The following is a 25,559-nucleotide window of genomic DNA, read 5'->3' as shown; positions in this document are numbered from 1 at the left end:
ATTAGGATCGCCCGGCGCCGTCGCCGATCACCTGGCTCGTGTTCCAGCCGCGCAAGCCATGGCGAGTCGCTATGGCATCGTGCACGGAAGACGCCACCGCCTTTACGGCAAGTTCGTGATCAATTGAATGACGCTCTGCCATTGCGGCCCTCATCCTGAAACGCAACTTGCCTTTAGGCAAAACCACGGCCGCAATTCTTTTGCAACTACAGCTTGAGATATGCTTGGTCGATTGATGATCGAGGAGGGGAGCCACTACACTACTTGATCCTGCAGGAAACTGATCGACTATGGAGTAAGATCACTTCCGCCAGAGGCAGCTCTTCTGGGTGCTTTCGAGTTTGCTTCTATGCAACTTTGAACCGCGAAGGCCCGCCCTCAGCCGGCTCCCAGATATGTTTCGGCAATGCCGATGCTAGTCGACGTCGCGTCGGCACGCTCCTAGCTGGCCCAGGCGTAGAAGACGGCGAACAGCAGAAGCCACACCGCATCGACAAAATGCCAGTACCAGGATGCCGCCGTCGGGATGAAGCCGGCGCCGCCGGCTGAGCGCGCGCGGATCACCCGATATGCGGCGATCGACAGCAACAAGATGCCGATAACGACGTGCAGGCCGTGGAAGCCAGTCGTAAGGAAGAAGATCGAGGGATAGACACCATCGCGGAATCCCACCGAGGCGAGGCTGAATTCCCGAAGCTGAAGGCCGACGAACACGCCGCCGAGCGCGATCGCCACGGTAAGCCCGATAGCCGAAAGCTGCCATCGCTCTTTCAGAAGCCAGTCGTGCGCCGCTGCGACGCAGACCCCCGACGCGACGAGGATCACTGTGTTGAGAAGCGGGCCGCCCCAAGGGTCGTCGGGGCGCATCGGCGTAGGTGGCCATGAGCTGAACCCCGCGACCTCCGGATAGATCGCGTATCGTAGGTAGGCGGCGAACAAGGCGGCGAAGAACGCTACCTCGGACGCGATTAAGGCGATGATCGCGATCCTCGGGCCAAAGGTGTTTTGCGGACCATTCGCACGCTCACCACTCGTCGCCCGCGACCACGCTGTCAGAGCGATGAACAATGGCAGAAGCCCCACCGCGATCACGAGCGGACCGAGTACCGCGATGCTGCCTGCCAGCGTGCCGAACAGCGACGGGTGGAAGAGCGCGAGACCGGCGCACGCTAGCAGGAACAGCGAGACGGCAATCGCGACAGGCCATCGGCCATCCGTGCCGCCGACCTCGGTGACAGTCTTGCTCACGCGCCTGCCTCCGCGCCCGCCGTGCCGCGCGGACGCGCCATCTCGGGATCGTCATCCCATTCATGCGTGAAAGCCGGACCCCACACATCGCGCGGGGCCAGCGCGCCACGCCGCAGCGAGACCGCAAGCATCACCAGGAACAGCAGCGTGGAGGCGAGCGCGAGCACAGCGCCGAGCGACGCAATCATATTCCAGCCCAAGAAACCGTCCGGATAATCCGCGATGCGCCGTGGCATTCCTGCCAGTCCGAGGAAATGCATCGGGAAAAACAGAACGTTGGTGCCGATGAAGAAGCACCAGAAATGCAGCCGTCCAACCCACTCCGGGAACATGCGTCCAGTCATGCGCGGAAACCAGTAATAGAAGCCGGCGAAGATCGCATAGGTCGCGCCGAGGCTCAGCACATAGTGGAAATGCGCGACGACGTAGTAGGTGTTGTGCAGCACTTGATCCGCGCCGGCATTGGCAAGCACGATCCCCGTCGTGCCGCCGACCGTGAACATGATGATGAAGCCCAGCGCCCACAGCATCGGCACGGTGAGGCGGATCGAACCGCCCCACATAGTGGCAATCCAGGCGAACACCTTGATGCCGGTCGGCACCGCGATCACCATCGAGGCCAGCGTGAAGAAGGCACGCGGCGCGAAGCCGCCACCGACGGTGAACATATGGTGCGCCCAGACGATGAAACCCAGCGCCGCAATTGATGCCATCGCCAGCACCATGCCGGGATAACCGAAAATCGGGCGACCTGAGAACCGCGAGACGATCTGACTGATGATGCCGAAGGCCGGCAGGATCATGATGTAGACCTCCGGATGGCCGAAGAACCAGAAGAGGTTCATGAACAGCATCGGGTCTCCGCCGCCGGCTGGATCGAAAAAGGCGCCGCCGAAATTGCGGTCGGCAAGCAGCATCGCCAGCGCGGCAGCCAGCACCGGCATGGCGAGAAGCAGCATGAGCGACGAAATCAGGATCGACCAAACGAACAGCGGCATGCCGAACAGCGGCAAGCGATCCTCGCGCATGTTGAGGATGGTAGTGACGAAATTGATCGCGCTGATCACGGAAGAAATGCCGGCCAAGTGCAGCGCGAGGATCGTCATGTCGACCGATGGTCCGGGCTGGCCGTCTATGCCCGACAGCGGCGGATAGAGGCTCCAGCCGGTACCCGTTCCGTCGCCGACCAGCAGCGACCCGATCAGCATGATCAAGGACAGCGGCAGCAACCAGAAGCCGAGACTGTTCAGTCCCGGAAAGGCCATGTCGCGCGCACCAATCATCAGCGGGACGAACCAGTTGCCGAAGCCGCCGATCAACGCCGGCATCACCATGTAGAAGATCATGATCAGGCCATGCGCGGTGATCAGCGCGTTCCAGGACTGGCCGTTAACGACATAGTCCATGCCCGGCTGCGCCAGTTCGAGCCGCATGTAGCCCGAGATCGCGCCGCCCAGCGTCCCCGCCATGATCGCGAATCCGAGATAAAGCGTGCCGATCGCCTTATGGTCGGTGGTGAACAGCCAAGCCGCAATCGACCGGCACTCGCGCCTATGTTCGGTGGCGCTCATTTCGCCACCTGCGCTGATATAGTCGCGGCGCTGACCACCGGATATCGCGTTGCAGCGTCCCGCACCCAGGCGTCGAAATCAGGCTGCGCCATGGCCTCGATCGCGATCGGCATGAAGGAGTGATTCAGACCGCAGATCTGGTTGCACTGCCCGTAATAGACGCCCGGCTTCTCGACGCGTGTCCAGGTTTCGTTGAGGCGCCCGGGCATGGCGTAAATCTGTAGGCCCAGTGCCGGCATGAAGAAGGAGTGCACGACGTCCGACGATGTCACCTGTATGCGCACGACAGCGCCGACCGGGACAACCATGCGATTGTCGACCGCTAGCAGACGCGGTTCACCGGCCGGAACGGAGGCCGGCGGCAACATGATGGAATCGTATGCGAAGCCGCCATTGTCGGGATAGGAATAACGCCAGAACCACTGATGGCCGCTGGCCTTTATCGTCAACTGTGCGTCGGGAATATCGCTCTCATAGGCGAGCAGCTGGAGCGACGGCGCGGCGATCGCGCCCAGCACCAGCACCGGCGCGATAGTCCAGCCGAATTCCAGCCAGGGCATGCGCGTGACTTTTGACGCCGTGGGGTGCCGGCTCGCCCGGAAGCGCAAGAGCGCGAAACCGATCAGCATGGCGACGAGCGCGACGATGCAGACGCCGATCAGCAATATGTGGTCGTGCAGCGCAACGATCCGCTCCTTCGTCTCCGAGGCTGAGACGCCGAAACTTGTCTGCCAGTTCGCCGGCGCCTGCGCCAAGCCGTGCCGTGCGTCGAGCATCATTGCGGAGACAAAACCGAGGAAAACAGTGCCCCGCCCGCGCATGACATCTACGCCTTCAGCAGGGAGATGAGATGCGCGCCGAGGCGCGCACTGAGCGCCGCAATGGTGAGCGTGGGCGCATTCGCCGTGATGGACGGGAAGACGGACGAGCCAACGATGTAGAGGTTTGGATGGTCGTGGCTCTTCAGGTCCCTGTCGACGACCGAGGTGAGCGGGTCATCTCCCATGCGTGTCGTGCCGCCCATGATCGCGCTGTCAGCGATCGGGCCGAGCTGCTTGATCTGCGTGGCGCCGAGTGCAGCCATGAGCTTGTTCTGCACATCGCGCGCGACCGCCAGCCCGCGCGCCGTGTAGTCGTCAGACTTGAAGGCGATGTTCGGCCGCGGAATGCCGATCCCGTCCATCTGATTGCTCAGCGTCACGCGATTGTCCGGATTGGGAAGCATTTCGGCAGAGCTGCCAATGATCAGCTCCCGCGCGACGTGCGAACGGACTGCCGCCTTAAGCGCATCGCCGCGCAGGCCCTGTTTGATGAAGGTCGTCGCAGCCTGGAACGGACCGACCGCCCGCGCCCAGCCCTCGTTGGAAGGCGAGATGCCGATGGCCGCACGCTCGTTGCGGAAATCGCCGTCCCGAAGCTCGGCAATGCCACCGGTCGAGACCGGTCCGCGATAGGTGAACACGGGATCCCTGGTCAGTCCCTGAATGCCGACATCGATCTGCGACAGCAGATTGCGGCCGACCTGGTCGGAACTGTTCGCCACGCCCGTCGGCGCATTGTCTCCCGTCGAAAGCAGTAGCAGCTTTGGCGTCTCAATGGTATGCGCCGCGATGACCACAATTTTTCCGGTCGCGCTGCCCTCGCTGCGATCTGGGCGACGGTAACGCACTTCGGCAATGCGTTTGTCCGGACCGACGACTAGCTCGTGCACCACGGCCTGCGGCTCGACATGCGCGCTGGCGCGCTCCGCGATGGCGAGATGATGCGTCGCGTCGTACTTCGCCTGGATGGGGCAGATCGGCACGCAACTCGCATTGCCGCAGCATTGCGGGCGGCCATCCCGCCACACCGAATTGCGCGCCTGTGGAAATGGCAACACCGAGTAGCCGAGCGCCTTGGCAGCGATGCCGACCTGCTTGTCGGCATAGGTCATGGGGATCGGTGGCATCGGAAACGACCTTGAGCGCGGCGCGCCGAAATCGGCGGTGTCGTCGCCCGCGACGCCGATCTCTTCCTCGGCGGCCTGATACCACGGCTCCATGTCGCCATAGGCGATAGGCCAATCGACGCCGACGCCGAACTTCGAGCGCATCTTGAAATCGTTTGGCCGGAACCGCGCGGCGAGCCCGCCCCAGTGCCACGTGGTGCCGCCGACGATCCTCGCCTGCTGTCCCCTAAAGGTGTCCGGCCCAGCCTCGACATAGTAGGCGGAGAAGTCGGATTCTTCCGGCTGCGGCGCATAGGGCTGGTCGGGGTAAGGCGAGTTCTGGCCCTTCGCGGACGAGTACTGGAATCGTGTCACAGCGGTGCCGCGATCGACGCGCGGTCCCGCCTCGAGGAACAGCACGCTGAAGCCTGCTTTCGCGATAGCCGCGCCGGCAAGCGCCGCGGCTACGCCTGAACCGACAAACACGACATCGGCGGACGCCGGCGCGGTCATTCGGAAAACCGTCCGGGCGGCGGTGCGTTCGCCCACGCGCCAAAATTCGTGTCGCATCGCGTCGGCGGCTTGGTGTAACCGCAGGCATGCCAGACGAACGCATCGAGATAGGTAAGGACGCGTTCTTCCGAGCCGTGCATGATGCTACCCGTATACCAGGCTTGGATGAGCGATTCCGACAGCGGTTTCAGCCCCGCCGACGCAACCGCGCTGTCCCATTCTGTCTCGGGCTGTTCCGTCACGATCGCATGCAGTTTTCCGAGATCGGCGGCGTCAGCCGAGAATGCCTGCAGGAACAATTCCGGCAGCGTGGCGTCGCTCGGCGACATGCCCGTCAGTATGCCTGTCAATTCGCGAAACGCGCCGAGGTCGATCGCGCTGCTCAACGCGACCTGGCTACGGGCCGCGGCGGGCAATCCGAAGAATGCGGCGAGCGTCGAGACGGCAATCAGAAGCTCCCGTCGCCGCACTGTTGCCGGCGCAGAATGATGCGGCGCCGGCTGACCTACCTGCTTGGGCAGACGCGCATCGTCACTGCCAGCCATCGGTACCCTCAAGGCGAGCCTCTGCTGAAACAACGAGGCCGCACGCTTATCTGAAGCTACGGCTCAATCTGAGATTGGTCAATCGACCCTTTCAAGCTCAGAACAGTCGAGCCAGAGAGCTCCACATTTGAGATCAAAAGCGCCGCTTGGGCCCGACCTTGCACGCGAATCCATGCGGTGGTCGTCCTCAGGAGGGGATAGCTAAGCCGTCGGCCGGAAATAGCCGATGTCGAGCTTGCCTTGCCACCAAACATGCGGTCCGCCAGGCCCTCCGCAGCGTTAATCATCGCGCACGTTCCCCGATCAGTGCGAAAATCAGCGTGGAGCGATCTCTGCGACGAAATCGTTCGTCGTCTTGACCCCCGCCATGAAGCCGGCGGCATTGAATTGGTTCATGACGAAGAAAGCGCCGACGCCGCGTGTCGGTGCAATCGCAACATAGAGAAACATCCCTTGCAGGCCGCCGCTCTTCTGGAGGATGAGCGGGCTATGCTCGGTGGGGAGCATGATGACCCATCCGAGACCCATGGCGTCCATCGGGCCGCCGTCATCCAGCCCCACCACCGACGCGAGCCCGTCCCGGTACAAAAAAGCCGCGTGGTTCAAAAGCCGCAACTCGGCATCGGCCGCAGAAGGCTTGTTCTCGACATGCCAGTTCATCCAGCGCAGCAGATCGTCCGCGGTCGAGTACAATCCACCGGCGCACTCCATGGCTGTGCTCGTCGGCACGATGGGCATGGCGCTGCCGTCGAAGTTATGGCCCTGCATCAGGCGCGGCTCGTCCTCCGGCCTTGCGTTGAAAACCGTGTCTTTCATGCCGAGAGGATCGAGGACACGCTCCCGAAGGAGCTCGACATAAGGCTTTCCAGAGACATTCGCGAGCGCCGCTCCAAGGAGGTCGTATCCGAAGTTCGAATAGAGAACGGCGGTGCCCGGCGCGAACAGCAGCGGATTGTCCTTGAGGGCGGCAATCTGCGCCTCTTTGGTGTTCGTAGAGAAGGGGTCGGAGGGGGGCGCATCGGCCACTGGCACCTCCCGCGGAAGGCCGGAAGCTTGCGCGACGAGATCGATCAGCCGGAGGGCGCGGCCATCCTTCTCAGGGAGCGTGACGTCCCAGCCGAGGCGATCCTGCAGCCGGTCGGTGAGCTGTACCTTGCCGTCGATCGCCAGCGAGGAAAGCACACTGCCGCAGAACACCTTGCTCACGGATGCGATGCGGAACATTGTGTCGCCGTCGGGCACTTTTTCACTCCCGTCGGCAATCTTGCCGAAACCAGCCAAGGCCGTCTCGCCGTTGCGCACGGCGCCGAAGATCAGGCCAGGCACTTCGGTGGAGAGATACAGGATCGTACCGTTGAACTGCACCGCTTCCGTCAGCAGCTTGTCCTCGGCATGTCCAGAAGAGGGAACGGCTGCGATTGCCGTCAAAGCGATGGCCATAAGTCGGCGCGATCGAGACAAACGCATTGCCGAAATCCTTTGATGAAGCTGCAGAATAAAATCTTCGGAAAAAGGGCCGCCGCGTAGTATCTTACCATCTCTCCAGAAGCAGGGGATGTCAACAGAATGAACCGAAGGGGGTAATCGGCGGCGGTAGCGTAGTTTCGGCGGCTATTTGCGCTACAGTCATGCCGTATTTCTTGTCATTCGTCAGTTGATCGGGGCTGATCTCTTCATTAGCAAACCGACCCGCGGGTAATTTAGAAGATATGTGAAGCGCCGTCGGCAGGAGGGAGTGCTGTAGCGTCGAACAATTTACAATAGGCGGATCTGCGTCGCGCCAATCGTCGTCGTATGATGAAGACCGGGCAGAAGAGCTGTGGCGGGCCAAGGCCCTATCTGCGCAAAAAAGACTCGCCGCTGTACCTGCCGCTTGGCCATACATCGCCTTGATGCGTGGCATTTCCCTTGCGCGCTCGGCCGCCGCCTCACACAGCCAAACGCCCCTGCTCCACCTCCGCAGCACCGGGATCCCCCGGCGCCGTCGCCCAGGCCAGTTCCACCAGCGTCACCGTCCGCCGTCCAACCCCGTCAAGCTGGCAGACGATCAGCCCCTGCTCCTCGATATAGGTCAGCAGGCGCCGGGCGCGGCGCAGCGAGTGCGAGCCGTAGGCGCGGGCGATCGCTGCGTCGCTTGGGCAGGGCCAGCCCTCTTTCGCTGCGCGGGCGATCATCATGAACACGCCTTGCATATCCTCGGGCAGCAGCGAGGCGCGCGCCGAGACGTCCTGCCAGGCGTCATCCCCTGCCATGTCGGAGCCGAGGCCGGCGCGGGCGCGCGTCAGCATGCGGCGAAAGGCGGGCAGGTCCGGCACCACCGAGGCGAGGCCTTCTATCCGGCAGCGGACCACGAACTCCTGATAAAGCACGCCGATGACCCGGAAGCCCGCGTCGGGCTGCACCAGAACGGCGCGCAGGACACGGTCGACGCGCTCACGCCGCTCCGCCAAATCCTCGGCGCTGATCGGCGGCTCCGACGGTTCGGGGCGGATTTCCAGCGCCGCCGACTTCGCCGCCATCAGCTGATCGAGAAGGTCCGGCGACGACCGGCGCTGCGGCCGGACAGTTTCCGGCGGCGGTGCTGCCAGGATGATGGCGCGTGCGTCCTCAAGGGCTGCTTCCGGCAGCGGCATCAGCCGCGGCGTGCCATTGCGCGGACTTGTGTCGGTCGGGCCGATGCGCAAGCCGAGCGGACGGCGCGACAGCGCCGGGCCGAGCGCCATGAATTGCCCGCGCTCCAGGTCGCGAAAAGCCTCCGCCTGGCGCCGCTCCATGCCCAAAAGGTCGGCGGCGCGCGCCATGTCGATATCGAGAAAAGTCCGGCCCATGAGGAAATTGGAAGCCTCGGCGGCGACATTCTTGGCCAGCTTGGCCAGCCGCTGAGTGGCGATGATGCCGGCAAGCCCGCGTTTGCGGCCTCGGCACATCAGGTTCGTCATGGCGCCAAGCGAGAGCTTGCGCGCCTCGTCCGAAACCTCGCCGGCCACAGCCGGCGCGAACAGCTGCGCCTCGTCCACCACCACCAGCATCGGGTACCAGTGGTCGCGGGCGACCTCAAAAAGCCCGCCAAGGAAGGCGGCGGCGCGGCGCATCTGGTTCTCGGCGTCGAGCCCCTCGAGATTGAGCACCGTGGAGACGCGGTGGATGCGCGCCCGCTCGCCGGCGCTCTGCAGGCCGCGCTCGGTATGCTCCTCGGCATCGATCACCAAATGGCCGAACCGGTCGCCCAGCGAGACGAAGTCGCCTTCGGGGTCGATGATGGTCTGCTGCACCCAAGGGGCACTCTGCTCCAGCAGCCGGCGCAGCAGATGGGATTTGCCGGAGCCCGAATTGCCCTGCACCAAAAGGCGCGTCGCCAGCAGCTCCTCAAGATCCAGCGCCGCCGGGGCGCCCGCGGTCGTGTGGCCCATCTCGATCGCAACGGTCATGTCTCGACTCTCCTTAGGGAGAGGGCTTATCAACCGCATCACAGCCCGTCGAGCGCCGATGGCCGGCGGCTCGGTGTTGCGCACAGGTCGACGCTGCTGTCCGCTCGAATGGAGCGGAACCATCAGACGCATATCGACCAGCTCACGACGATGTTTCTGGCGCCAGCGCTCAAGCGAGGCTGGGACGGGCGATCTCGAGACGGGCGATCACGGCGAATGAAGATCGGCGTCATCGCCTCGCAAGCTGGACATCGTTTGCTCGGCCGGCCGCCGAGCATGGTACGCGATCAAGGAACAGACTCTATTCCCAGCGCTCGAGGCCGGAAAAGCAGCAGCGCGAGCGCGCCGACCAACACCGCATTGACCAGGGCAAGTGCCGACAGGACGGCAAGCATGCCATGCGCACCGAGCTGTTCGACCAGCAGCGCGCCCACGGAAGGGGCGGCGGCTTGAGCAATCAGGCTTGGCATGGCCAGACGACCCATAAGCCTGGCATAGCCGGAGGCACCGAACAGGGCCAGCGGCAATGTTCCTCGGGCAATTGATTCCAGGCCGATGCCGGCACCGTAAAACGTCAGGGCCAGCGGGATGATCGGCATTCCCATCCAGAGAGCCGACACCCCGATCGCCACGCATCCGACCGATACGACCTTGGTCCATATCGGATGGTGGTAGCGGGCAACGACCATCTCGATCGCGCGAGCGCCGACCTGCGACGGACCGACAAGCGCGCCCAGTCCCACCGCCGCGGCCAGCGCCATGCCGGTCGACTGAAGGACAGTTAGAAGATGGACGGAGAGGGTCGAGGATATGACCGCCGCGAGCGTTATAGTCGTCGCCAGGATGACCATAACCGGCGTCGACCTCGTCACAGGCACGGAAGCCACGACTGTCTTCTGATCGGACTGGCTGGCGGGCCGGGCGACGCCACGCGGCAGGATAAGGAGATACAGCGGCAGAGCGACCAGCAATTGCACGGCGGCATAGACCAGACATGCCCCTCGCCATCCGATCTCTCCCATTAAAAAAGCAGAAAGCGGCCAGCAAACCGTGCTTGCGAAGCCGCCGAACAGAGTGAGCGTGGTGATGGCGGAGCGCGCGCCATGGCCATATAGCCGGCCCAGGGTCGCAAAGGCGGCATCGTAGAGCCCAGCCCCCATCCCAAGGCCGATAACAAGCCAGGCAACGATGTAGGCCGCTAAACTTGGAGCAATTGCCAGTCCGATCTGACCAGTCCCGATACATGCGGCGCTGAAGGCCAGCACATTCCGGCCGCCATGTCGTTCAATCGAGCTACCCACGCGTGGAGAAATCAGCCCGCCGACGAAAAGGCCGAGGGACAGGCCTCCGACAACCCATGCCAGAGGCCAACCCGTGTCGGCCACAACGGCCGGCGCGATCACCGCCGGGAGATAATAGGAAGACCCCCACGCCATGATCTGCGTCATGCCGAGCGCGGCGATGATCGCGCCGCGACTGCGCGTAGGCGGTGAAAGACTCATGCCGCGACGCCGCAGCCGCAGCCCGACTTGCCGCTCGCCTTCGCCTTGGCATCGTCGGCACAGCAGGCGTCGACAGCAGCCGGCGCTGGTCCGCCGCAGCAACCCTGGGACGACGCGCCTGAAAGTGACACCGGCACCGTGCAGACGCCGGTCTTGGGCAACACCAGCTGCACGGCATCGGCGGCAGCCATGTCGCCGGCGATCGCCGCGGCGACCGAGCGGACCTGCTCATAGCCGGTCAGCAGCAAGAATGTCGGCGCCCGGCCATAGCTTTTGACGCCGACCGTGTAGAAATCGGGCTCGGGGTGGCTGAGCTCGCGATGACCATGCGGCGGGACATCGCCGCATGAGTGCTCGTTGGGATCGATGAGCGGTCCGAGCGCCTTGACGCCTTCGAGCCACGGATCGAGCTCCAGCCGGAGCTCCCGGGTCAAGGCGAGATCGGGGCGCTGCCCCGTCGCGGCGATGATCCGGTCGACGGGTCCGAGCGTGCGCAATCCCTCTTCCGTCTGCCCTTCGACTACGAGCCGGCTGTCGACCTCGCGAATGGCAACAATGGCAAAGCCGGTCACCAGCCGCACGCGTCCGCTCTCGGCGAGCTGCCGGACATCGGAGCCAAGCTCGCCCCGCGCCGGCAGGGCGTCGGCATCGCCGCCGCCGTAGATGCGGGCAAGGTCGGTGCTGCGCGTCACCCATAGTGCCGAAGTGCCCGGTTCGGTTTGCGCAAGCCCCGCCAATTCCAGCAAGGCATTGGCAGCGGAATGGCCGGCGCCGACCACCAATGTCGTGCGACGTGCATAGAGATGACTGTCGCGACCGAGAACATTTGGGATGCCGTAGGCGAAGCGGTCGCCAAATTTCCTCTCGCCTTCGGCCGGCAAGCCGCCGGCGCCAAGAGGGTTCGGCGTCTGCCAGGTGCCGGACGCATCGATGGCGGCACGCGCGCTGTCCCGGCGCGTGCCGTTCGCCGTTTCGACCAGCAGCATGAACGGCCGCGTCTCCCGCGCCTTGCTCAACACCTTGTCGGCTCCCCAGCGGGAAATGGCGACAACACGGGCACTGGTCTCGATCGACGGCGCCAGTTCGGCAAGCTTGGCCAGCGGCGCGAGGTACTGGTCGACAATTTCATCCGCGGTGGGGAACGCCTCCGGCTCCGGCATTTGCCAGCCATGGCTCTCGAGAAGTTTTCGGGCGACCGCATCGACACAATAGCGCCATGGTGTGAAAACCCGCACATGACCCCAATCCCGAAGGTTCGAGCCGACAGAAGCACCGGCCTCATAAACCTTGACCGGCAGGCCACGGCTGACCAGTTGGGCGGCAGCCGCCAGGCCGACAGGTCCGCCGCCGATGATGGCGATCGGGAGATCGTTTTCAGAAACCATGACACCCCTTCTATGTTTCTAGGATTATAGAAATACCAGTCAAAAAAAGAGTTATGCAGCCGCCTCCCCGACAGCCGGGCCGCATGCGGCATCGGCACAACATTCATCGGCAAGAAAGCCAAGGAGATCGTTCATCACAGGGTAATTGGCACGGCAAATCAGCGTCGTTGCTTGGCGTTCCTGGGTGACCAGGCCGGTCAGGATGAGCCGGTGCAGATGATGCGACAGCGTCGACGCAGCGATGCCAAGGCTTTCCTGCAAATAACCGACCGGTCGCCCGGTTTCGCCTGCCCGCACCAGCGTGCGATAAAGCTTGAGCCGCGTCGGATTGCCGAGCGCCTCGAGCTGTTTTGCTGCTTGTTCGAGTTTCATGGAAATAAGATAGTGCTGAGACGACGTCCCGTCAATACTATTTCGAACATCATCGAATTAATCGTATACCGGTATCGCACACCCGCCTCACATCGACCGCTGGTTGACCCGCTTGGCGACTTCTTCGGCGCTTTCGACGCGCTCGGAATAACGGTCCGTGAGATAGGCGGACCGATCACGCAAGAGCAGCGTGAACTTCATCAGCTCCTCCATCACGTCGACGATCCTGTTGTAGTACGGCGACGGCTTCATGCGGCCGGCCTCGTCGAACTCGTTGAAAGCCTTGGCTACCGACGACTGGTTGGGGATGGTGATCATCCGCATCCAGCGGCCGAGGAGACGAAGCTGGTTCACGGCGTTGAAACTCTGCGAGCCGCCCGACACCTGCATCACCGCCAGCGTGCGGCCCTGCGTCGTCCTGACGCCGCCGGCCGACAGCGGCAGCCAGTCGATCTGCGCCTTCATCACTCCCGTCATTGAGCCATGCCGCTCCGGCGAGCACCAGACCTGCGCTTCCGACCAGATCGACAGGTCTCGCAGCTCCTGGACTTTGGCGTGGTCGGCCGAGGTCGAATCCGGCAGCGGCAGGCCGGCGGGATTGTAGATGCGCACCTCGGCGCCCAGGCGGCGCAAAATGCGAGCTGCCTCCTCCGTCGCAAGCCGCGAATAGGACCGCTCGCGCAGCGAGCCGTAGAGCATCAGCACGCGAGGTTTGTGGATCGACCGCGGCACGTCGAGCAGCGCCTGCAGGTCGATCGGCCGGAACTGGTCTTCGTCGACGTTCGGAAGCGAGTCTTCGGGCACTAGGTCAGGCAACGCGCTTGCCCTGCGCATCGATGACGACTTCGCCGTCTTCCTTGGCGAACGGCCCGATCTCAGGATTGGGCAGGATGTCGAGAACCGCTTCGGACGGCCGAGCAAGCATGGTGCCAAGCGGCGTCACGACGATCGGCCGGTTGATCAGGATCGGATGCGCCAGCATGAAATCGACGATCTCGTCGTCCGTCCATTTGGGATCGCCGAGATTGAGCTCGGCGTAAGGCGTGCCCTTCTCGCGCAGCAATTGGCGCGGCGTCATCCCCATCGCCGCGATCAGCTCGACCAGCCGTTCACGCGACGGCGGGTTTTTCAGATACTCGATCACCTCAGGCTCTTCGCCGGACTGCCGGATGATGGCGAGCGTGTTGCGCGAGGTGCCGCAGTTGGGATTGTGGTAGATGGTGATGGTCATTTCGCGGCTCTCATCTGTCTGATTGGCTTGGGTTCAGCGAGCAGCCATCCTGCCAACGCCATGGCAAGCAGCGCGCCCAGCAGCTCGGCGACAATAAACCCCGGCAGATCTATCGGCCGGATGCCCGTGAAGGTGTTGGAAACCGCCCGGGCAATGGCGACTGCCGGATTGGCAAACGAGGTCGAGGCCGTGAACCAGTAGGCCGCGGTGATGTAGAGGCCGACCAGCCATGGAATGGCATCCGAACGGAAGCGAAGACCGGCGAGAATGGTGAAGACCAGGCCGAAGGCGGCCACCAGTTCCGCAATCCATTGTCCGTTTCCGGTCCGCACGGTTTGCGAGATCTGGAGAATTGGCAGTTCGAACATGGCGTGCGCCAGCAGCGTTCCGGCGATGCCGCCGGCAATCTGGGCGATCACATAGGCCAGTGCAGCGTTCGCTTCGATTTCCCGCCTGAGGGCAAAAACCAGCGTCACCGCCGGATTGAAATGCGCCCCGGAAATCGGTCCGAGTATGGTGATCAGCACCACCAAAATCGCTCCAGTCGGCAGCGTGTTGCCGAGCAGGGAGAGACCCACATCGTCCGTCAGACGATCCGCCATGATGCCGGAGCCGACGACCGTCGCGACCAGCATTGCCGTGCCGAGCGCTTCCGCGACGATGCGGCGGGACAGGTCAGCCGCCATGATGTCAGCCGGCCTTCGGCAGATCGCGGCCGATTTCATCGAGCCGTTTCTGCAGGGCGAGCTTGTCGATCGTGTTCATCGGCAGGCTGACGAAGATCGAGATCCGGTTGTTGAGCATGCGATAGGCTTCGGCAAAGGCCAGATGCTTTTCGGCGTCGGTGCCGTCCACGGCGGCCGGGTCGGGCACGCCCCAATGCGCGGTCATCGGCTGTCCCGGCCAGACCGGACAGGCTTCATTGGCCGCGTTGTCGCAGACGGTGAAAACGAAATTCATCTCCGGGGCGCCAGGAGCCGCAAATTCCTGCCAGTCTTTCGAGCGGGCGAAGGACGTGTCGTGGTTGAGGGTTTTCAACAGCTGGAGCGCGTAGGGATGGACCTCTCCCTTCGGGCGCGATCCGGCCGAATAGGCCCTGAACTTGCCGGCGCCGACACGGTTGAGGATCGCTTCGGCAAGGATCGACCGTGCCGAATTGCCGGTGCACAGGAAAAGCACGTTGTATGGGTCATTCATGGGGTGGTCCTCCCTTCTAGCAGTTGCAAGTCACGGCCTGAATGACCGGCTGGCAGAGCTCCGGCGCGCCGTTGCAGCAATCCTCCATGAGATAGGCAAGCAGATCGCGAAAGCCGGTCATGTCGGCGACGTAGCGGATCGTCCGGCCGTCGCGCTCGGCGCGGACCAGGCCGGCATGGTCGAGGACCTTCAGATGCGCCGACATGGTGTTCTGCACCGCACCGAGGCGCGCGGCGATCTCGCCGGCTGGCACACCGACCGCGCCCGCCCGCACCAGCAGGCGAAACACTTCGAGCCTGGTGTCCTGGCCAAGCGCTGCCAATGCGAGAAGAGCGGTGTTCTTATCCATGTATCCTAGAATCCGGAATTATCGATGTATATGGCGGGTATGTGACAGTCAGATGACAGAGGCAAGAGGCCGGCCACTTCTGAGCCGCTGCATTCTTCGGCTGATGTCACGGAATGAATCCCAGGGTCTGCGCCGCGTCGCTTCGCTCCTTGCGCCGCCCTGGGATGACGAAGTGGAGGATGATTCGGCTAATCCTAGAGGTTGGCGGTTTGCCACTGGACCGAATTGTCGACGTTCGCTGCCGGCCCAGACCTGTCAAAATCACTGTGCCGAGGAACTTAGTTGCGCAGGGCGAACGAGAACGGCGCGGTGCGGGTTATGCGGGAGCCGAGTTCCGGCGGTGGCTCCGGCACGGACGCGCCCTGTAATGCACTGAGCGCCGCGCTATCGAGGTCTGGATCGCCGGAGGAACGAGCCAGCCGGGCGGACAGGACCCGGCCGGATCCGTCGATCGTGAAGGTCACGCTCGGACTGCCTTCCGCGCGCCGGGCCTTCGCGGCCCTTGGATAATTTGTGTGCCGTCTTATCCATGCACGCAACCGCGAATTCCACCTGTCCGGACTCACGCCGGATCTCGCAGCCGTTGCCTTGGTCGATTTCGGGGCGGCCGCCCCGGCTGCGGATGTCGCAGCGACACTGGCCGTCGTCCGCGGCGGTGCGGCCTTTTCCTTTTTCGGACGCTTTTTGGCTTCTTTGACAGGCTTCTTCGCCTTGACCTCAGCCGGCTCCTTTACCTCAGTCTTTGCTTGTTTCTTTGGCTTGGCCTCGACGGGTTTGTCGACCGGTTTCGGCTGCGGCAGCGGAACGACCACTTCCGGCGTGACGGCCTCGGCAATTTCGGGCACGACTTCCTCCAGCGGCGGCTGGTCGACCCGTTCCGCCACGGTCGGCGGGGTCGGCTCGACCGTGTCGACCGGAGCGACTTCCGACGGCTCGATGACCGGCTCGGCCTGCTTGACGGGCGGTTCGGGCGGAGGCTCCGTTTCGGTTATCTCGGGCTCCTCGGCCGGGTCCGGCTGATCGGGTGCTATCTCATCCGATATCGGCGCCGGCTCGGCCGGCGTGAGCGCCATTGGCGACAGCTCGATCACCTGCGCCTGCGGCGGCCCGCCATCGGGCTCGGCCGGGCGCCAGCTCTGCATCGCATAGCCGACCGCGGCATGCGCCATCAGGACCAGCGCAGCCGCGCCCGCCCACCAGGCGATCTCGCGCGCGCCGAACCGCCGCTGATCGGCCATCGGCAGGGCGGCCGCCGGCGACATTATTGGCCGGTTCCGACTTGCGGCGCCGCGGCATCGCTGGGCGCGGTCTCGAGGCCAACCAGCGCGATCTTCAGATAGCCGGCGCCGCGCAAAAGGTTCATCACCTCCATCAGCTCGCCATAGCCGACCGCCTTGTCGGCGCGCAGGAAGATGCGCGTCTGCCTGTCGCCTTTTGTCCTGCCGACCAGCGCAGCGGCGAAGGCTGCGCGCGGCACGCTGTCGTTGCCGATCGCCAGGCTGAGATCGTTCTTCAGCGTCAGGAACAGCGGCGTCTCCGGTCGAGGCGCAGGCGTTGCGGTCGAGCCCGGCAGGTCGACATTGACATCCACGGTCGCCAGCGGCGCCGCGACCATGAAGATGATCAGCAGGACCAGGATCACGTCGATGAACGGCGTGACGTTGATCTCGTGGTTTTCCTCGAGATCGCCGTCGATGTTCTCTCGAATTCTAGCCGCCATGGCGTCGCTCCGTGTTCATTCCGCGGCGAGCTGCGTTGCCGGCGCGGCCGTGCGGAAATCCAGATCCCGGCTGACCAGCCGCTCGACCCCTGCCGACGCATCGGCAAGGATCTGCCTGTAGCCGGCTATCGATCGCGCGAAGACGTTGTAGATGACCACCGCCGGGATCGCCGCGACAAGGCCCATCGCCGTGGCCAGCAAGGCTTCCGCAATGCCCGGGGCAACGACGGCGAGGTTGGTGGTCTGCGCCTGCGAGATGCCGATGAAGGCGTTCATGATGCCCCAGACGGTGCCGAACAGGCCGACGAAGGGCGCGGTCGAGCCGATTGTCGCCAGCACGCCGGTGCCGCGCGACATGCGCCGCGCCGCCGCCGCCTCGATGCGCGACAGGCGCGAGGTGACCCGTTCCTTCAGCCCGTCGCCGGACACATGGTCGAGCGAGCCGGCCGAAAGCGCGGTCTCTTCCTCGGCTGCCCGCACCAGCAGGGCGCCAGGACCGTTATTGTGGCCAAGCGCGCGCCCGGCCTGGTTCAACGTCGCGGCATTGCCGATCGCTTGTGCCGCGCGGCGGGCGCGCAGCTTGCCGCCAAGGATCTCCAGCGATTTGGCCAGCCATATCGTCCAGGTGACGAAGGACGCAAAAGCCAACCCGATCATCACCGCTTTCACGACGATGTCGGCCGCCATGAACATGCCCCATGGCGAGAGGTCACGCGGCAGGGTCAGGGACGTTGCCGTCGAAGGGCCAGTCTCGGTAGGCGTTGTCTCGATAGGTGTTGTCACGCCGGGCTGCGTCGCCGGTGGCGCGGCGGCGTCTGGCGCAGCCTGCCCAGGCACTGGAGCCGGCGCCTCGATCGCCGGGGCCGCGCCCGGTTGCTCCTGGGCGGCTGCCTCCGGTTGCTCCTGGGCGGCTGCGCCGCCGGCCGACAGGATGGCGGATGCGAGCAACGCCGCGAACAAACCATGTCTGGACAAGGGCTTCTTCCTTATTCTCAAGAGTGGCCTCATTGCACATAGCCGATGGGCTGGCCGGTGACGGGGTGCGCAAACACGCCCATCTTGACACCGAAAATTCCTTTGAGCACGTCGCCCTGCATGATCTGGTCCGGCGTGCCGCGCGTCAGCAGCCTGCCGTCCTTCAGCGCGATCAATTCGTCGCAGTAGCGCGCCGCCATGTTGGGATCGTGCAGCACGACGACGACGCACAGGTCGCGCTTGCGGCTGAGGTCCCTGACCAGCCCCAGCACCTCGACCTGATGGGCGATGTCGAGCGCCGAGATCGGCTCGTCGAGCAGCATGACGCCGGCATTCTGCGCCACCAGCATGGCCAGCCATGCGCGCTGGCGCTCGCCGCCGGACAATTCGTCGACCAGCCGCTCGGTAAAGTCAGCCATGTCGGTCAAAACTAGCGCCTCATCGACATGGCGCCTGTCCTCATGCCCGAAACGGCCGAGCGCGCCGTGCCAGGGATAGCGGCCGAGCGTCGCCAGTTCGCGCACCGTCAGGCCGGTCGCCGCCGGCATCGTCTGCGGCAGATAGGCGAGCGCGCGCGCCAGTTCACGCGCGCCCCACTGCACCAGCGGCCGCTGCGCGAAGGTTATGCCGCCCGAGCTTGCCGGCTGCTGGCGCGCCAGGAGCTTGATCAGCGTCGACTTGCCCGAGCCGTTGTGCCCGATCAGCCCATAGACGCGCGAGCGTTGCAACTCGAGTGTAACCGGACCGAGCAGCGTCCGCTCGCCGACAGCGAACCGCACCGCTTCGACATGAAAGGCAGTCTGGGCATGAATTCCTGCCACGGTCTCGGCCTTCCTCCAGCTTTGCGCGCGCATTTCGAAATCCGGTTTTCGGCAATCCGGTTTGCGGGCGCCGATGTCCGGTTGACTATGAAACATGAGTTTACTAGTCAACAATGAAGATGACTTTTTGAGTCAACAAAATGTCGTGACGCGCCGGATTTGCGTCGAAACACGAAATATGGAGCGCGCCGAGATGGTCGTTGGTTCAGGTCGCGGAAGAACTCAAAGCGAAGTGACTGCGCGCCGAAACCTGCTGGTCGCGGCGATGTCGCTGCCGGTGCTGCTTGGCGGCGGTCACGCCGTCGCGCAGGAGGCGACCACCACTCTCGACCCGATCAATATTCAGGAACGCGTCGAAAGCGCCTTTGGGACGGTCGACGGCTATGTCGCCACCCAGGGCTCCACCGCTACCAAGACCGAAACACCGCTGATCGAGACGCCGCAGTCGATATCGGTCATCACCAAAGACCAGATGGAAGCGCAGGCGGTGGACAGCCTGAACAGTGCGCTGCGTTATACGCCAGGCGCAACCGGCAATCTCTACGGCACCGACAATCGTGGCCACGGCTTGCAGATGCGCGGCATTTCGAACTCCAGCGGCGTCTTCTACAAGGACGGGCTGCAACTCAAGGAAAGCAATTTCACGCTGTTCACGGCGCTCGATTCCTACGGTGCCGAACGCTACGAAATCCTGCGCGGGCCGGCATCGGTTCTCTACGGCCAGGCAAGTCCTGGCGGCATCATCAACTATGTCAGCAAGCGCCCGACCGAGGAGAACCTCCGCGAGGTCGAGTTCGGCGCCGGAAGCTTCGACCGCTATGAAGGAAAGTTCGACTTCAGCGGGGCTGTCAACGCCGACAAGTCGCTGCTGTTCCGCCTCACCGGTGCCGCCCACACCGGCGATACGCAGACTGATTTCGTCGAGGACGAACGCATCTTCATCGCGCCGGCGCTGACCTGGCAGCCCGATGCCGATACCAGCCTGACCATCCTCGCCAACTATCAGCGCGACCGGTCCGGCTGGGCGATGCAGTATCTGCCGGCATACGGCACGATCAGGCCGGGCAGGGACGGAAAATACCTGCCGAACAGCATGTTCGTCGGCGAACCGGGCTTCGACACCTACGACAACGACCAGGCGTCGATCGGTTACGAGTTGGATCACCGCTTCAACGAGACGTGGCAGGTTCGCCAGCATGCCCGCTACGTCTATCTGAAGCACTATGAGGAAGGCGTCTTCGGCGGCGGGCTTCTGAATGATGAGGGCGACTATTCCCGCTATGCCGATGCCGGCGGCAGCAGGCTCAGCGGCGTGACCATCGACAACCAGGCGCAGGCCGATTTCGACACCGGGCCGCTCGCCCACACGCTGCTTCTCGGCTTCGACTATAAGCGCTACACCTACCGCGACTATGCCGCCAGCAACGATATGACCGACGATGATTTCAACATATTCGACCCGGCCTATGGCTACCCGGTCGGCGAAATGACGCCCTATACCGACACCGACACCACCCAATCGCAGGTCGGCCTCTACGCGCAGGACCAGATCAAGCTGGGCAACTGGCGGCTGACGCTGGGCGGCCGCCAGGACTGGGCCGACGCGAAAGTCCACGACAATCTGGCCGGCGCTTTCAATCCTCGCCAGAAGGACGACGCCTTCACCAGCCGCGCCGGTCTGCTTTATCTCGCCGACAATGGCCTTGCCCCTTATGTCAGCTATTCCGAATCGTTCCAGCCGGTGTCCGGCCCCGACAGCAACGGCAATCCGCTCGTGCCCGAAACCGGCAAGCAGTACGAGGTCGGGCTGAAATACCAGCCGGTCGGCTGGAACGCCTTCGTCACCGTTTCGGCGTTCGACCTAGCCCGGCAGAATGTCGTACGTTATGGCGGTGTTGGCGCGCCCAACGACATCTTCCAGACCGGCGAGATCAGGTCGCGCGGCATCGAGCTGGAAGCTGTTGCCAGCCTCGATTCAGGCTTCGATTTCCGGGCGGCCTATACATATCTCGACACCGAGATCACCAGGGCCACCTCGATCACCGTCGATGACGATAGTGGCGAGACAATCAGCGATGAGGGCAACACCCCATTCGGCGTGCCGGAGCATGCGGCCTCGCTGTGGGCGAATTACACCGTCGGCAGCGGCAAATTGGAAGGCTTCGGGCTCGGCGCCGGCATCCGCTATGTCGGCTCGACTTTCGGCGACGACGCCAACACTTTCAAAGTGCCGGCAGTCACGCTTGTCGATGCCGCACTCCACTACGAATGGAGGAACGCCGAGCTGAACCTCAATGTCAGCAATCTGTTCGACAAGCGCTATGTCGCCTCCTGCTACGCGGAAAGCTTCGGCTGCTTTTATGGCGAGGGTCGCCGGATCAACGGCTCGGTGAAGTACACATGGTGACCCGCGCGTGCAGGCCCGGACCCAATTGGCGCCACTGACGCGGCGCCGGTGCCTGGCCGGCCTGGCCGCGACGAGCCTAGGCGTGCGCGGCGACCCGGCGCATACCGCTCCGCCGCCGCGCGTCGCCTGCCTCGAATGGACCTCGGCCGAGATGGTCATCTCGCTCGGGATCGGCCCGGTGGCGGTCGCCGACTCAAAAGGTTACCGCGACTGGGTCGCGGGACCGGCTCTTCCTGCCGGCTGCCTCGATCTCGGCTCGCGCGGCGAGCCCAATCTCGAACTGCTCCTGGAACTCAAGCCCGATCTTATCACCGGCGCCTATGGCTATGGGCTGGACGAAGCTCCGTTCAGGCGGATCGCGCCGCTGCATACGGTGCCCTTCTACGATGGCACCGAAGCGCCTTATCGCCAGGCCGAGAATGAGACGCTGAAACTTGGCTCACAGCTCGGCCGCGAGGCTGAGGCTCTGCGCCTTGTCCAGGAAACGGCGGCGGCAATTTCCCAGATCAGGGCACAGTTTTCTGGGCGGGCAGACCAGCCGCTCGCGGTGGTCAGCATGTTCGACGATCGTCACGTCCGCGTCTACGGCAAGGGCAGTCTGTTCCAGGACGTGCTCGACCGGCTGAGCCTCACCAACGCCTGGACGGCGCCGACCGATAGCTGGGGCTTTTCCATGCTGGGCATCGAAGAACTGGTTGCGATCGGCGAGGCCCGCGTGATTTCGCTCGATCCGATCCCGCCGCATGTGAAGATCAGGATCGACCAGAGCAGCCTCTGGGCCAACCTTCCCTGCGTCAAGGCCGGCAACGTCAGGACAATCCCGCCGGTATGGCCGTTCGGCGGGCTAGCCGCCGCTACCCGTTTTGCGACGTTTTTGGCCCGGGCATGACCATCATGCAGTCCACAGCCGGCCATCGTGCTCGTTTCAAGGCAGGGATGCTCGTCGCCCTCGTCGGCGTGCCGGCGGTGCTCGCCGCCTATCTCACCGCTGCCGGGCTTTTGCGCCTGTTGCCCGCCGACATGTGGTGGCAGTCGCTCGGGGCGACCGACTTTGCCGATCCGCGGCAGCTGCTTTACCGGCATGCGTTTCTGCCGCGTTTGGCGATCAGTCTGCTGGCCGGCGCGGCGCTCGGCCTGACCGGCACGCTGCTCCAGCAGCTGCTGCGCAATCCGCTCGCCGAGCCGACGACCATCGGCACCAATGCCGGCGCCACCGTCGCCCTGACGATCGCCACGCTCTACGCGCCGTGGATGCTGGAGCAAGGTCGCGAATGGGTGGCGCTCGCCGGCGGCGCCCTGTCGACGCTGGCGGTTTTGGCTCTGGCCCGGGGCCGGAGTTTTTCGCCGGTCGCGATCATCATTTCCGGCCTGGTGGTCAGCCTCACATGCAGTTCGGCGAGCGCCCTGCTGATGGCGGCCAACCGCGAATATTCCGAGGAACTCTTCATCTGGCAGAGCGGTTCGCTAATCCAGAACGGCGATGCCGTGGTGCTCGGGTTCGCGCCATGGCTGGCGATGGCCGGCATTGCTGCCTTCCTTCTGCTCCGGCCACTGCGGCTTCTCGACCTCAGCGACGAGGGAGCCGAAAGCCTCGGCACGAAACCCGTGGTGACACGGCTGGCCGGGATGACCGTCGCCGTCGCGCTGAGCAGCATGGTGGTCGCAGCCGTCGGCGTCATCAGCTTCGTGGCGCTTGCGGCGCCGGCGCTGGTCAGGCTCGCCGGCGCACGGACCCTGCGCCAGCGCATGATCTGGGCGCCGCTTGCGGGCGCCATGCTGTTGTGGCTGACCGACCGGCTGGTGCAGGTCCTGCCGTTTACCTCCGAAATCCCGGCAGGCGTGGCGACTGCTTTCCTCGGTGCGCCGCTGCTGTTTCTTCTCCTGCCGAAATTGCGCACCAGCCCGGATCGGGACGGCACCATGCTGGCTTCCGTGCGCAGGCGCAGCGGGTGGGCCTATCTGCTGCTGGGGCTCGTCGCGATGGCGCTTCTTCTCTGCGCCGCGCTTGTTGTCGGGCGAGGCGCGACCGGCTGGCACGTGGCCTCGGCCGCCGAACTTGCCGACCTGCAGCCGCTCAGAGCGCCTCGCATCGTCGTCGCGGTTTGCGCTGGTATGATGCTGGGCGTGGTCGGCACGCTGATGCAGCGGATGACCGGCAATCCGATGGCGGCGCCCGAGGTGCTGGGTATCTCAGGCGGCGCCTCGCTAGGCATCCTGCTGCTCTTCGTCGCGACTTCTGATGTCAACCGTCCGGCGATGATCGCGGCCGGTCTCGTCGGGGCGCTGGTCAGCCTGGCGATGGTTTCGCCGGCCGGCCGCCAGCAGCCTCTCGCGCCTGATCGGTTGCTGCTTTCCGGGGTCGCCGTGGCGACGATGGCGTCGGCATTCTCGGCGGTGATGCTCGCCAGCGGCGATCCTCGGCTCGATACGCTGATCGGCTGGCTGTCCGGCTCCACCTACCGGGCCACCGCCGCCGATGCCACAATCGCCGCCGTGGCGGCGACTGCTCTGCTCGCCATCGTGCCCCTCACCAGCCGCTGGCTGGAAATCCTGCCGCTTGGAGAAGCCGCCTCGCGCGGGCTCGGGCTTGGCCTGTTTCGCGTGCGGGTCGTGCTCCTGGTGCTTATCTCGGTGCCGACGACAATAGCCACGCTGGTCATCGGGCCGCTGAGTTTCGTCGGATTGATGGCGCCGCACCTGGCCCGCATGCTCGGTCTTCGACGCGCCTTGCCGCAGCTTTTCGCATCGGCGATGCTTGGCGGCATGATGCTTGTTTCGGTCGACTGGGCCGGCCGGATGCTGATTTTCCCGTGGCAGATTCCTGCGGGTTTGCTAGCTGCCCTGGTTGGCGGGCCCTACTTCATGGTGCTGATGTGGAAAGGCCGGCAATGAGCGGCCCCGCCACGCGCTTCGGGTTGGCGACCACAAAGCGCATAGCACGCGCTCAGCCGGCGCGTGCTTCGCGGATCACGCGAGGCGCAAACGCCCCGGGCGGTGGAGCCTCGCGGCGCGCCAGAGTGTTGCGCAGCAGCGCGATCGTTTCACGGCCAGCCATTGCGATCTCGCGTGGCCTGTCGACGCCGACGATCATGAGTTCCTCGATTCCCAGGGCAGCATAAGGAAGCAGGGAAAGCGCGACTTGTGCCGGCGGTCCGGCAAATTCGACCGCCTTCTGGCAGGAAGCGTTGCCCTCCGAACGGATCCGGACCGGGAGCGCGAAACGCAGCTTGCCGGCCCGGCCGTGTTCGGCGGCGGCATTGCGAACCCGCTCCATCAGTTGCCGGATCTCGTCGAGCGAACCCGGCGTCAGCTCGAAGACATCGGCATGCCGCCCGGCGACCCTGAGCGCCGTTCCGGACCGTCCCCCCATGCGGATGCTCACGCCGGCGCTACGCGGCCCCTTGCGCGGCACATAGCCGCCGCTGACGCTGTAGAAGGCGCCTTCATGGTCGAACGGCCTGTCGTTCGACCACAACCGTTTCAGCAACACCAGATATTCATCGATGCGCTGCCAGACAACCGTATGACCGACCGGGCGTGTTTCGGCATCGTCGTCGTTCAGCGGCTCGCTGAGCATCCTGAGCGACAGCCGACCGCCGCTTTTCGCGTCGAGGGCCGCCAATTGCCGTGCCGCCACCGTCGGGTCGATCACACCAGCCCAATGCGTGAGAACGATCTCGAGCGAAGAAGTGCGGTCCAGCGCCCGGGCGGCAATATCCATATTGGTCAGCAGCCCGGCCGGATCGTCGACGACGATTTTCTGGAAACCGATGTCCTCGATCAACGACAGCTTTGTCGCGGTTTCCGCGAAATCGTAGAAAAACGGCGCGGTTGGGTCGGCCGGGTGAGTTTTACCGGGAACATGCGTGAACTCGAACGGCATTGCCATCTCCTCCATCACGTTGGGGTCAAGCGCGCGAAAGCGCACCGGGGACTCGGTTCATTCAACTCCGATATCGCGAAACGGCAGACAGCTATCTCTTTAGTCAGGCCCGATGACTCGCGGGCTCCATAGTCAGGGAACAAAACCCAGAACGACCGCCCCGGTGAACACGAACGCAAGGGCAAAGACGAGATAGGCAAAGGCGCCCGCATAGGCCGGCCGCCAAGTCTGCTCGGAACCGAGCCTTTGGCCTTTGCGGGCAGTGTGGGCGTTCTGGAAATAGGACATATCGAGCTCCGTCTCGGCAGTTAATCTATTAAATCTGTAGACTTTGTCGAGTGCTATTTTCCAGCAATCCTTAGAATGTTTTTCTCCAACCTGAGGACAATTTGGTTTGTTCGCTGCTTAGCGCGGCACTTTCCGAGGCCGATCGGCCCGATGGCAAAACGCCCGGTCGTGCGGGCGGGCAGGGATGGGCGGAGCGG

Annotated in this window: 24 protein-coding genes; 3 read left to right on the top strand and 21 right to left on the bottom strand. The window is 64.2% G+C overall.

The window, feature by feature from the left end; genetic code table 11:
* Window positions 1-441: 441 nt before the first annotated feature.
* The 19 genes from BLT09_RS09375 to BLT09_RS09280 form a co-directional block, all read right to left on the bottom strand.
* Entirely contained in the window at window positions 442-1,248 is an 807-nt protein-coding gene (locus BLT09_RS09375; RefSeq protein ID WP_091592351.1) for a cytochrome c oxidase subunit 3, read from the bottom strand.
* The gene (locus BLT09_RS09370; protein WP_091592349.1) at window positions 1,245-2,819 is read right to left on the bottom strand and encodes a cytochrome c oxidase subunit I; all 1,575 of its coding nucleotides are present in this window, start codon (window positions 2,817-2,819) and stop codon (window positions 1,245-1,247) included. The genes BLT09_RS09375 and BLT09_RS09370 overlap by 4 nt, the downstream gene beginning before the upstream one ends.
* Window positions 2,816-3,640: a cytochrome c oxidase subunit II gene (coxB, locus tag BLT09_RS09365; protein ID WP_091592347.1), complete on the bottom strand. Its 825-nt coding sequence runs from the start codon at window positions 3,638-3,640 to the stop codon at window positions 2,816-2,818. The genes BLT09_RS09370 and coxB overlap by 4 nt, the downstream gene beginning before the upstream one ends.
* A 5-nt stretch (window positions 3,641-3,645) precedes the next feature.
* A complete protein-coding gene (locus BLT09_RS09360) occupies window positions 3,646-5,259 on the bottom strand; it encodes a GMC family oxidoreductase (RefSeq protein WP_091592497.1) in 1,614 nt (537 codons plus the stop codon).
* On the bottom strand, window positions 5,256-5,804 hold the full coding sequence (locus tag BLT09_RS09355) for a sugar dehydrogenase complex small subunit (RefSeq protein WP_091592345.1): 549 nt from the start codon (window positions 5,802-5,804) through the stop codon (window positions 5,256-5,258). Before BLT09_RS09355 ends, BLT09_RS09360 begins: the two co-directional genes overlap by 4 nt.
* Window positions 5,805-6,119: 315 nt before the next feature.
* Window positions 6,120-7,271, bottom strand: coding sequence for a D-alanyl-D-alanine-carboxypeptidase/endopeptidase AmpH (ampH, locus tag BLT09_RS09345; RefSeq protein WP_091592341.1), 1,152 nt, complete (start codon window positions 7,269-7,271; stop codon window positions 6,120-6,122).
* 461 nt (window positions 7,272-7,732) lie between these two features.
* Window positions 7,733-9,232 (bottom strand): helicase HerA domain-containing protein, encoded by a 1,500-nt coding sequence (locus tag BLT09_RS09340; RefSeq protein ID WP_091592339.1) that lies wholly within the window; start codon window positions 9,230-9,232, stop codon window positions 7,733-7,735.
* A gap of 287 nt (window positions 9,233-9,519) precedes the next feature.
* Window positions 9,520-10,734: an MFS transporter gene (locus BLT09_RS09335; RefSeq protein WP_091592337.1), complete on the bottom strand. Its 1,215-nt coding sequence runs from the start codon at window positions 10,732-10,734 to the stop codon at window positions 9,520-9,522.
* A complete protein-coding gene (locus BLT09_RS09330; RefSeq protein WP_091592335.1) occupies window positions 10,731-12,119 on the bottom strand; it encodes an NAD(P)-binding domain-containing protein in 1,389 nt (462 codons plus the stop codon). Before BLT09_RS09330 ends, BLT09_RS09335 begins: the two co-directional genes overlap by 4 nt.
* Before the next feature lie 51 nt (window positions 12,120-12,170).
* On the bottom strand, window positions 12,171-12,491 hold the full coding sequence (locus tag BLT09_RS09325; RefSeq protein WP_091592333.1) for an ArsR/SmtB family transcription factor: 321 nt from the start codon (window positions 12,489-12,491) through the stop codon (window positions 12,171-12,173).
* A gap of 87 nt (window positions 12,492-12,578) precedes the next feature.
* Window positions 12,579-13,307, bottom strand: a complete 729-nt coding sequence (arsH, locus tag BLT09_RS09320; RefSeq protein ID WP_280141145.1) for an arsenical resistance protein ArsH — start codon at window positions 13,305-13,307, stop codon at window positions 12,579-12,581.
* Entirely contained in the window at window positions 13,300-13,722 is a 423-nt protein-coding gene (gene arsC, locus BLT09_RS09315) for an arsenate reductase (glutaredoxin) (protein WP_091592329.1), read from the bottom strand. The genes arsH and arsC overlap by 8 nt, the downstream gene beginning before the upstream one ends.
* Window positions 13,719-14,408 (bottom strand): aquaporin, encoded by a 690-nt coding sequence (locus tag BLT09_RS09310; protein ID WP_091592495.1) that lies wholly within the window; start codon window positions 14,406-14,408, stop codon window positions 13,719-13,721. Before BLT09_RS09310 ends, arsC begins: the two co-directional genes overlap by 4 nt.
* A 4-nt stretch (window positions 14,409-14,412) precedes the next feature.
* Complete coding sequence (locus BLT09_RS09305) at window positions 14,413-14,919, bottom strand: arsenate reductase ArsC (RefSeq protein WP_091592327.1); 507 nt, start codon at window positions 14,917-14,919, stop codon at window positions 14,413-14,415.
* Between the two features lie 16 nt (window positions 14,920-14,935).
* Window positions 14,936-15,268: an ArsR/SmtB family transcription factor gene (locus tag BLT09_RS09300; protein WP_091592325.1), complete on the bottom strand. Its 333-nt coding sequence runs from the start codon at window positions 15,266-15,268 to the stop codon at window positions 14,936-14,938.
* Window positions 15,269-15,546: 278 nt separating this feature from the next.
* Window positions 15,547-16,530, bottom strand: coding sequence for a TonB family protein (locus BLT09_RS09295; RefSeq protein ID WP_091592322.1), 984 nt, complete (start codon window positions 16,528-16,530; stop codon window positions 15,547-15,549).
* Window positions 16,530-16,988 carry a TonB system transport protein ExbD gene (gene exbD, locus BLT09_RS09290; RefSeq protein ID WP_091592320.1) on the bottom strand — a complete coding sequence of 153 codons (459 nt, stop codon included), beginning with the start codon at window positions 16,986-16,988 and terminating at the stop codon, window positions 16,530-16,532. Before exbD ends, BLT09_RS09295 begins: the two co-directional genes overlap by 1 nt.
* Before the next feature lie 15 nt (window positions 16,989-17,003).
* The gene (gene exbB / locus BLT09_RS09285; protein WP_091592319.1) at window positions 17,004-17,963 is read right to left on the bottom strand and encodes a tonB-system energizer ExbB; all 960 of its coding nucleotides are present in this window, start codon (window positions 17,961-17,963) and stop codon (window positions 17,004-17,006) included.
* A gap of 29 nt (window positions 17,964-17,992) precedes the next feature.
* Window positions 17,993-18,817, bottom strand: a complete 825-nt coding sequence (locus BLT09_RS09280; protein ID WP_091592493.1) for an ATP-binding cassette domain-containing protein — start codon at window positions 18,815-18,817, stop codon at window positions 17,993-17,995.
* Window positions 18,818-19,016: 199 nt separating this feature from the next.
* On the opposite strand from BLT09_RS09280, the gene BLT09_RS09275 reads away from it, so the two are divergent.
* The 3 genes from BLT09_RS09275 to fhuB are packed head-to-tail and all read left to right on the top strand — an operon-like array spanning window position 19,017 to window position 24,083.
* On the top strand, window positions 19,017-21,191 hold the full coding sequence (locus BLT09_RS09275; RefSeq protein ID WP_236473020.1) for a TonB-dependent siderophore receptor: 2,175 nt from the start codon (window positions 19,017-19,019) through the stop codon (window positions 21,189-21,191).
* A gap of 7 nt (window positions 21,192-21,198) precedes the next feature.
* Entirely contained in the window at window positions 21,199-22,080 is an 882-nt protein-coding gene (locus BLT09_RS09270) for an ABC transporter substrate-binding protein (RefSeq protein ID WP_236473019.1), read from the top strand.
* 5 nt (window positions 22,081-22,085) lie between these two features.
* Window positions 22,086-24,083: a Fe(3+)-hydroxamate ABC transporter permease FhuB gene (fhuB, locus tag BLT09_RS09265; protein ID WP_091592489.1), complete on the top strand. Its 1,998-nt coding sequence runs from the start codon at window positions 22,086-22,088 to the stop codon at window positions 24,081-24,083.
* A gap of 52 nt (window positions 24,084-24,135) precedes the next feature.
* Here fhuB and BLT09_RS09260 read toward each other — a convergent pair whose 3' ends face one another.
* Window positions 24,136-25,074 carry an LLM class flavin-dependent oxidoreductase gene (locus tag BLT09_RS09260; RefSeq protein WP_091592487.1) on the bottom strand — a complete coding sequence of 313 codons (939 nt, stop codon included), beginning with the start codon at window positions 25,072-25,074 and terminating at the stop codon, window positions 24,136-24,138.
* A gap of 132 nt (window positions 25,075-25,206) precedes the next feature.
* Entirely contained in the window at window positions 25,207-25,362 is a 156-nt protein-coding gene (locus BLT09_RS09255; protein WP_091592315.1) for a hypothetical protein, read from the bottom strand.
* Between the last annotated feature and the right edge of the window lie 197 nt (window positions 25,363-25,559).

This window comes from Mesorhizobium muleiense, from assembly GCF_900099905.1.
In the GTDB taxonomy this organism is placed as follows: Bacteria; Pseudomonadota; Alphaproteobacteria; order Rhizobiales; family Rhizobiaceae; genus Mesorhizobium; species Mesorhizobium muleiense.
The sequence above is the reverse complement of the archived record's forward strand: the minus strand, read 5'-3'. Positions and strand labels throughout refer to the sequence as shown.

Coding starts and splice junctions, on each gene's coding strand:
- arsC (WP_091592329.1), bottom strand. CDS start 13,722: ATGACCATCACCATCTACCACAATCCCAACTGCGGCACCTCGCGCAAC.
- BLT09_RS09310 (WP_091592495.1), bottom strand. CDS start 14,408: ATGGCGGCTGACCTGTCCCGCCGCATCGTCGCGGAAGCGCTCGGCACG.
- BLT09_RS09335 (WP_091592337.1), bottom strand. CDS start 10,734: ATGAGTCTTTCACCGCCTACGCGCAGTCGCGGCGCGATCATCGCCGCG.
- BLT09_RS09370 (WP_091592349.1), bottom strand. CDS start 2,819: ATGAGCGCCACCGAACATAGGCGCGAGTGCCGGTCGATTGCGGCTTGG.
- BLT09_RS09305 (WP_091592327.1), bottom strand. CDS start 14,919: ATGAATGACCCATACAACGTGCTTTTCCTGTGCACCGGCAATTCGGCA.
- BLT09_RS09295 (WP_091592322.1), bottom strand. CDS start 16,530: ATGTCGCCGGCGGCCGCCCTGCCGATGGCCGATCAGCGGCGGTTCGGC.
- BLT09_RS09255 (WP_091592315.1), bottom strand. CDS start 25,362: ATGTCCTATTTCCAGAACGCCCACACTGCCCGCAAAGGCCAAAGGCTC.
- BLT09_RS09330 (WP_091592335.1), bottom strand. CDS start 12,119: ATGGTTTCTGAAAACGATCTCCCGATCGCCATCATCGGCGGCGGACCT.
- BLT09_RS09300 (WP_091592325.1), bottom strand. CDS start 15,268: ATGGATAAGAACACCGCTCTTCTCGCATTGGCAGCGCTTGGCCAGGAC.
- fhuB (WP_091592489.1), top strand. CDS start 22,086: ATGCAGTCCACAGCCGGCCATCGTGCTCGTTTCAAGGCAGGGATGCTC.
- BLT09_RS09355 (WP_091592345.1), bottom strand. CDS start 5,804: ATGGCTGGCAGTGACGATGCGCGTCTGCCCAAGCAGGTAGGTCAGCCG.
- ampH (WP_091592341.1), bottom strand. CDS start 7,271: ATGCGTTTGTCTCGATCGCGCCGACTTATGGCCATCGCTTTGACGGCA.
- BLT09_RS09340 (WP_091592339.1), bottom strand. CDS start 9,232: ATGACCGTTGCGATCGAGATGGGCCACACGACCGCGGGCGCCCCGGCG.
- BLT09_RS09260 (WP_091592487.1), bottom strand. CDS start 25,074: ATGCCGTTCGAGTTCACGCATGTTCCCGGTAAAACTCACCCGGCCGAC.
- BLT09_RS09325 (WP_091592333.1), bottom strand. CDS start 12,491: ATGAAACTCGAACAAGCAGCAAAACAGCTCGAGGCGCTCGGCAATCCG.
- exbD (WP_091592320.1), bottom strand. CDS start 16,988: ATGGCGGCTAGAATTCGAGAGAACATCGACGGCGATCTCGAGGAAAAC.
- BLT09_RS09280 (WP_091592493.1), bottom strand. CDS start 18,817: ATGCGCGCGCAAAGCTGGAGGAAGGCCGAGACCGTGGCAGGAATTCAT.
- BLT09_RS09360 (WP_091592497.1), bottom strand. CDS start 5,259: ATGACCGCGCCGGCGTCCGCCGATGTCGTGTTTGTCGGTTCAGGCGTA.
- coxB (WP_091592347.1), bottom strand. CDS start 3,640: ATGCGCGGGCGGGGCACTGTTTTCCTCGGTTTTGTCTCCGCAATGATG.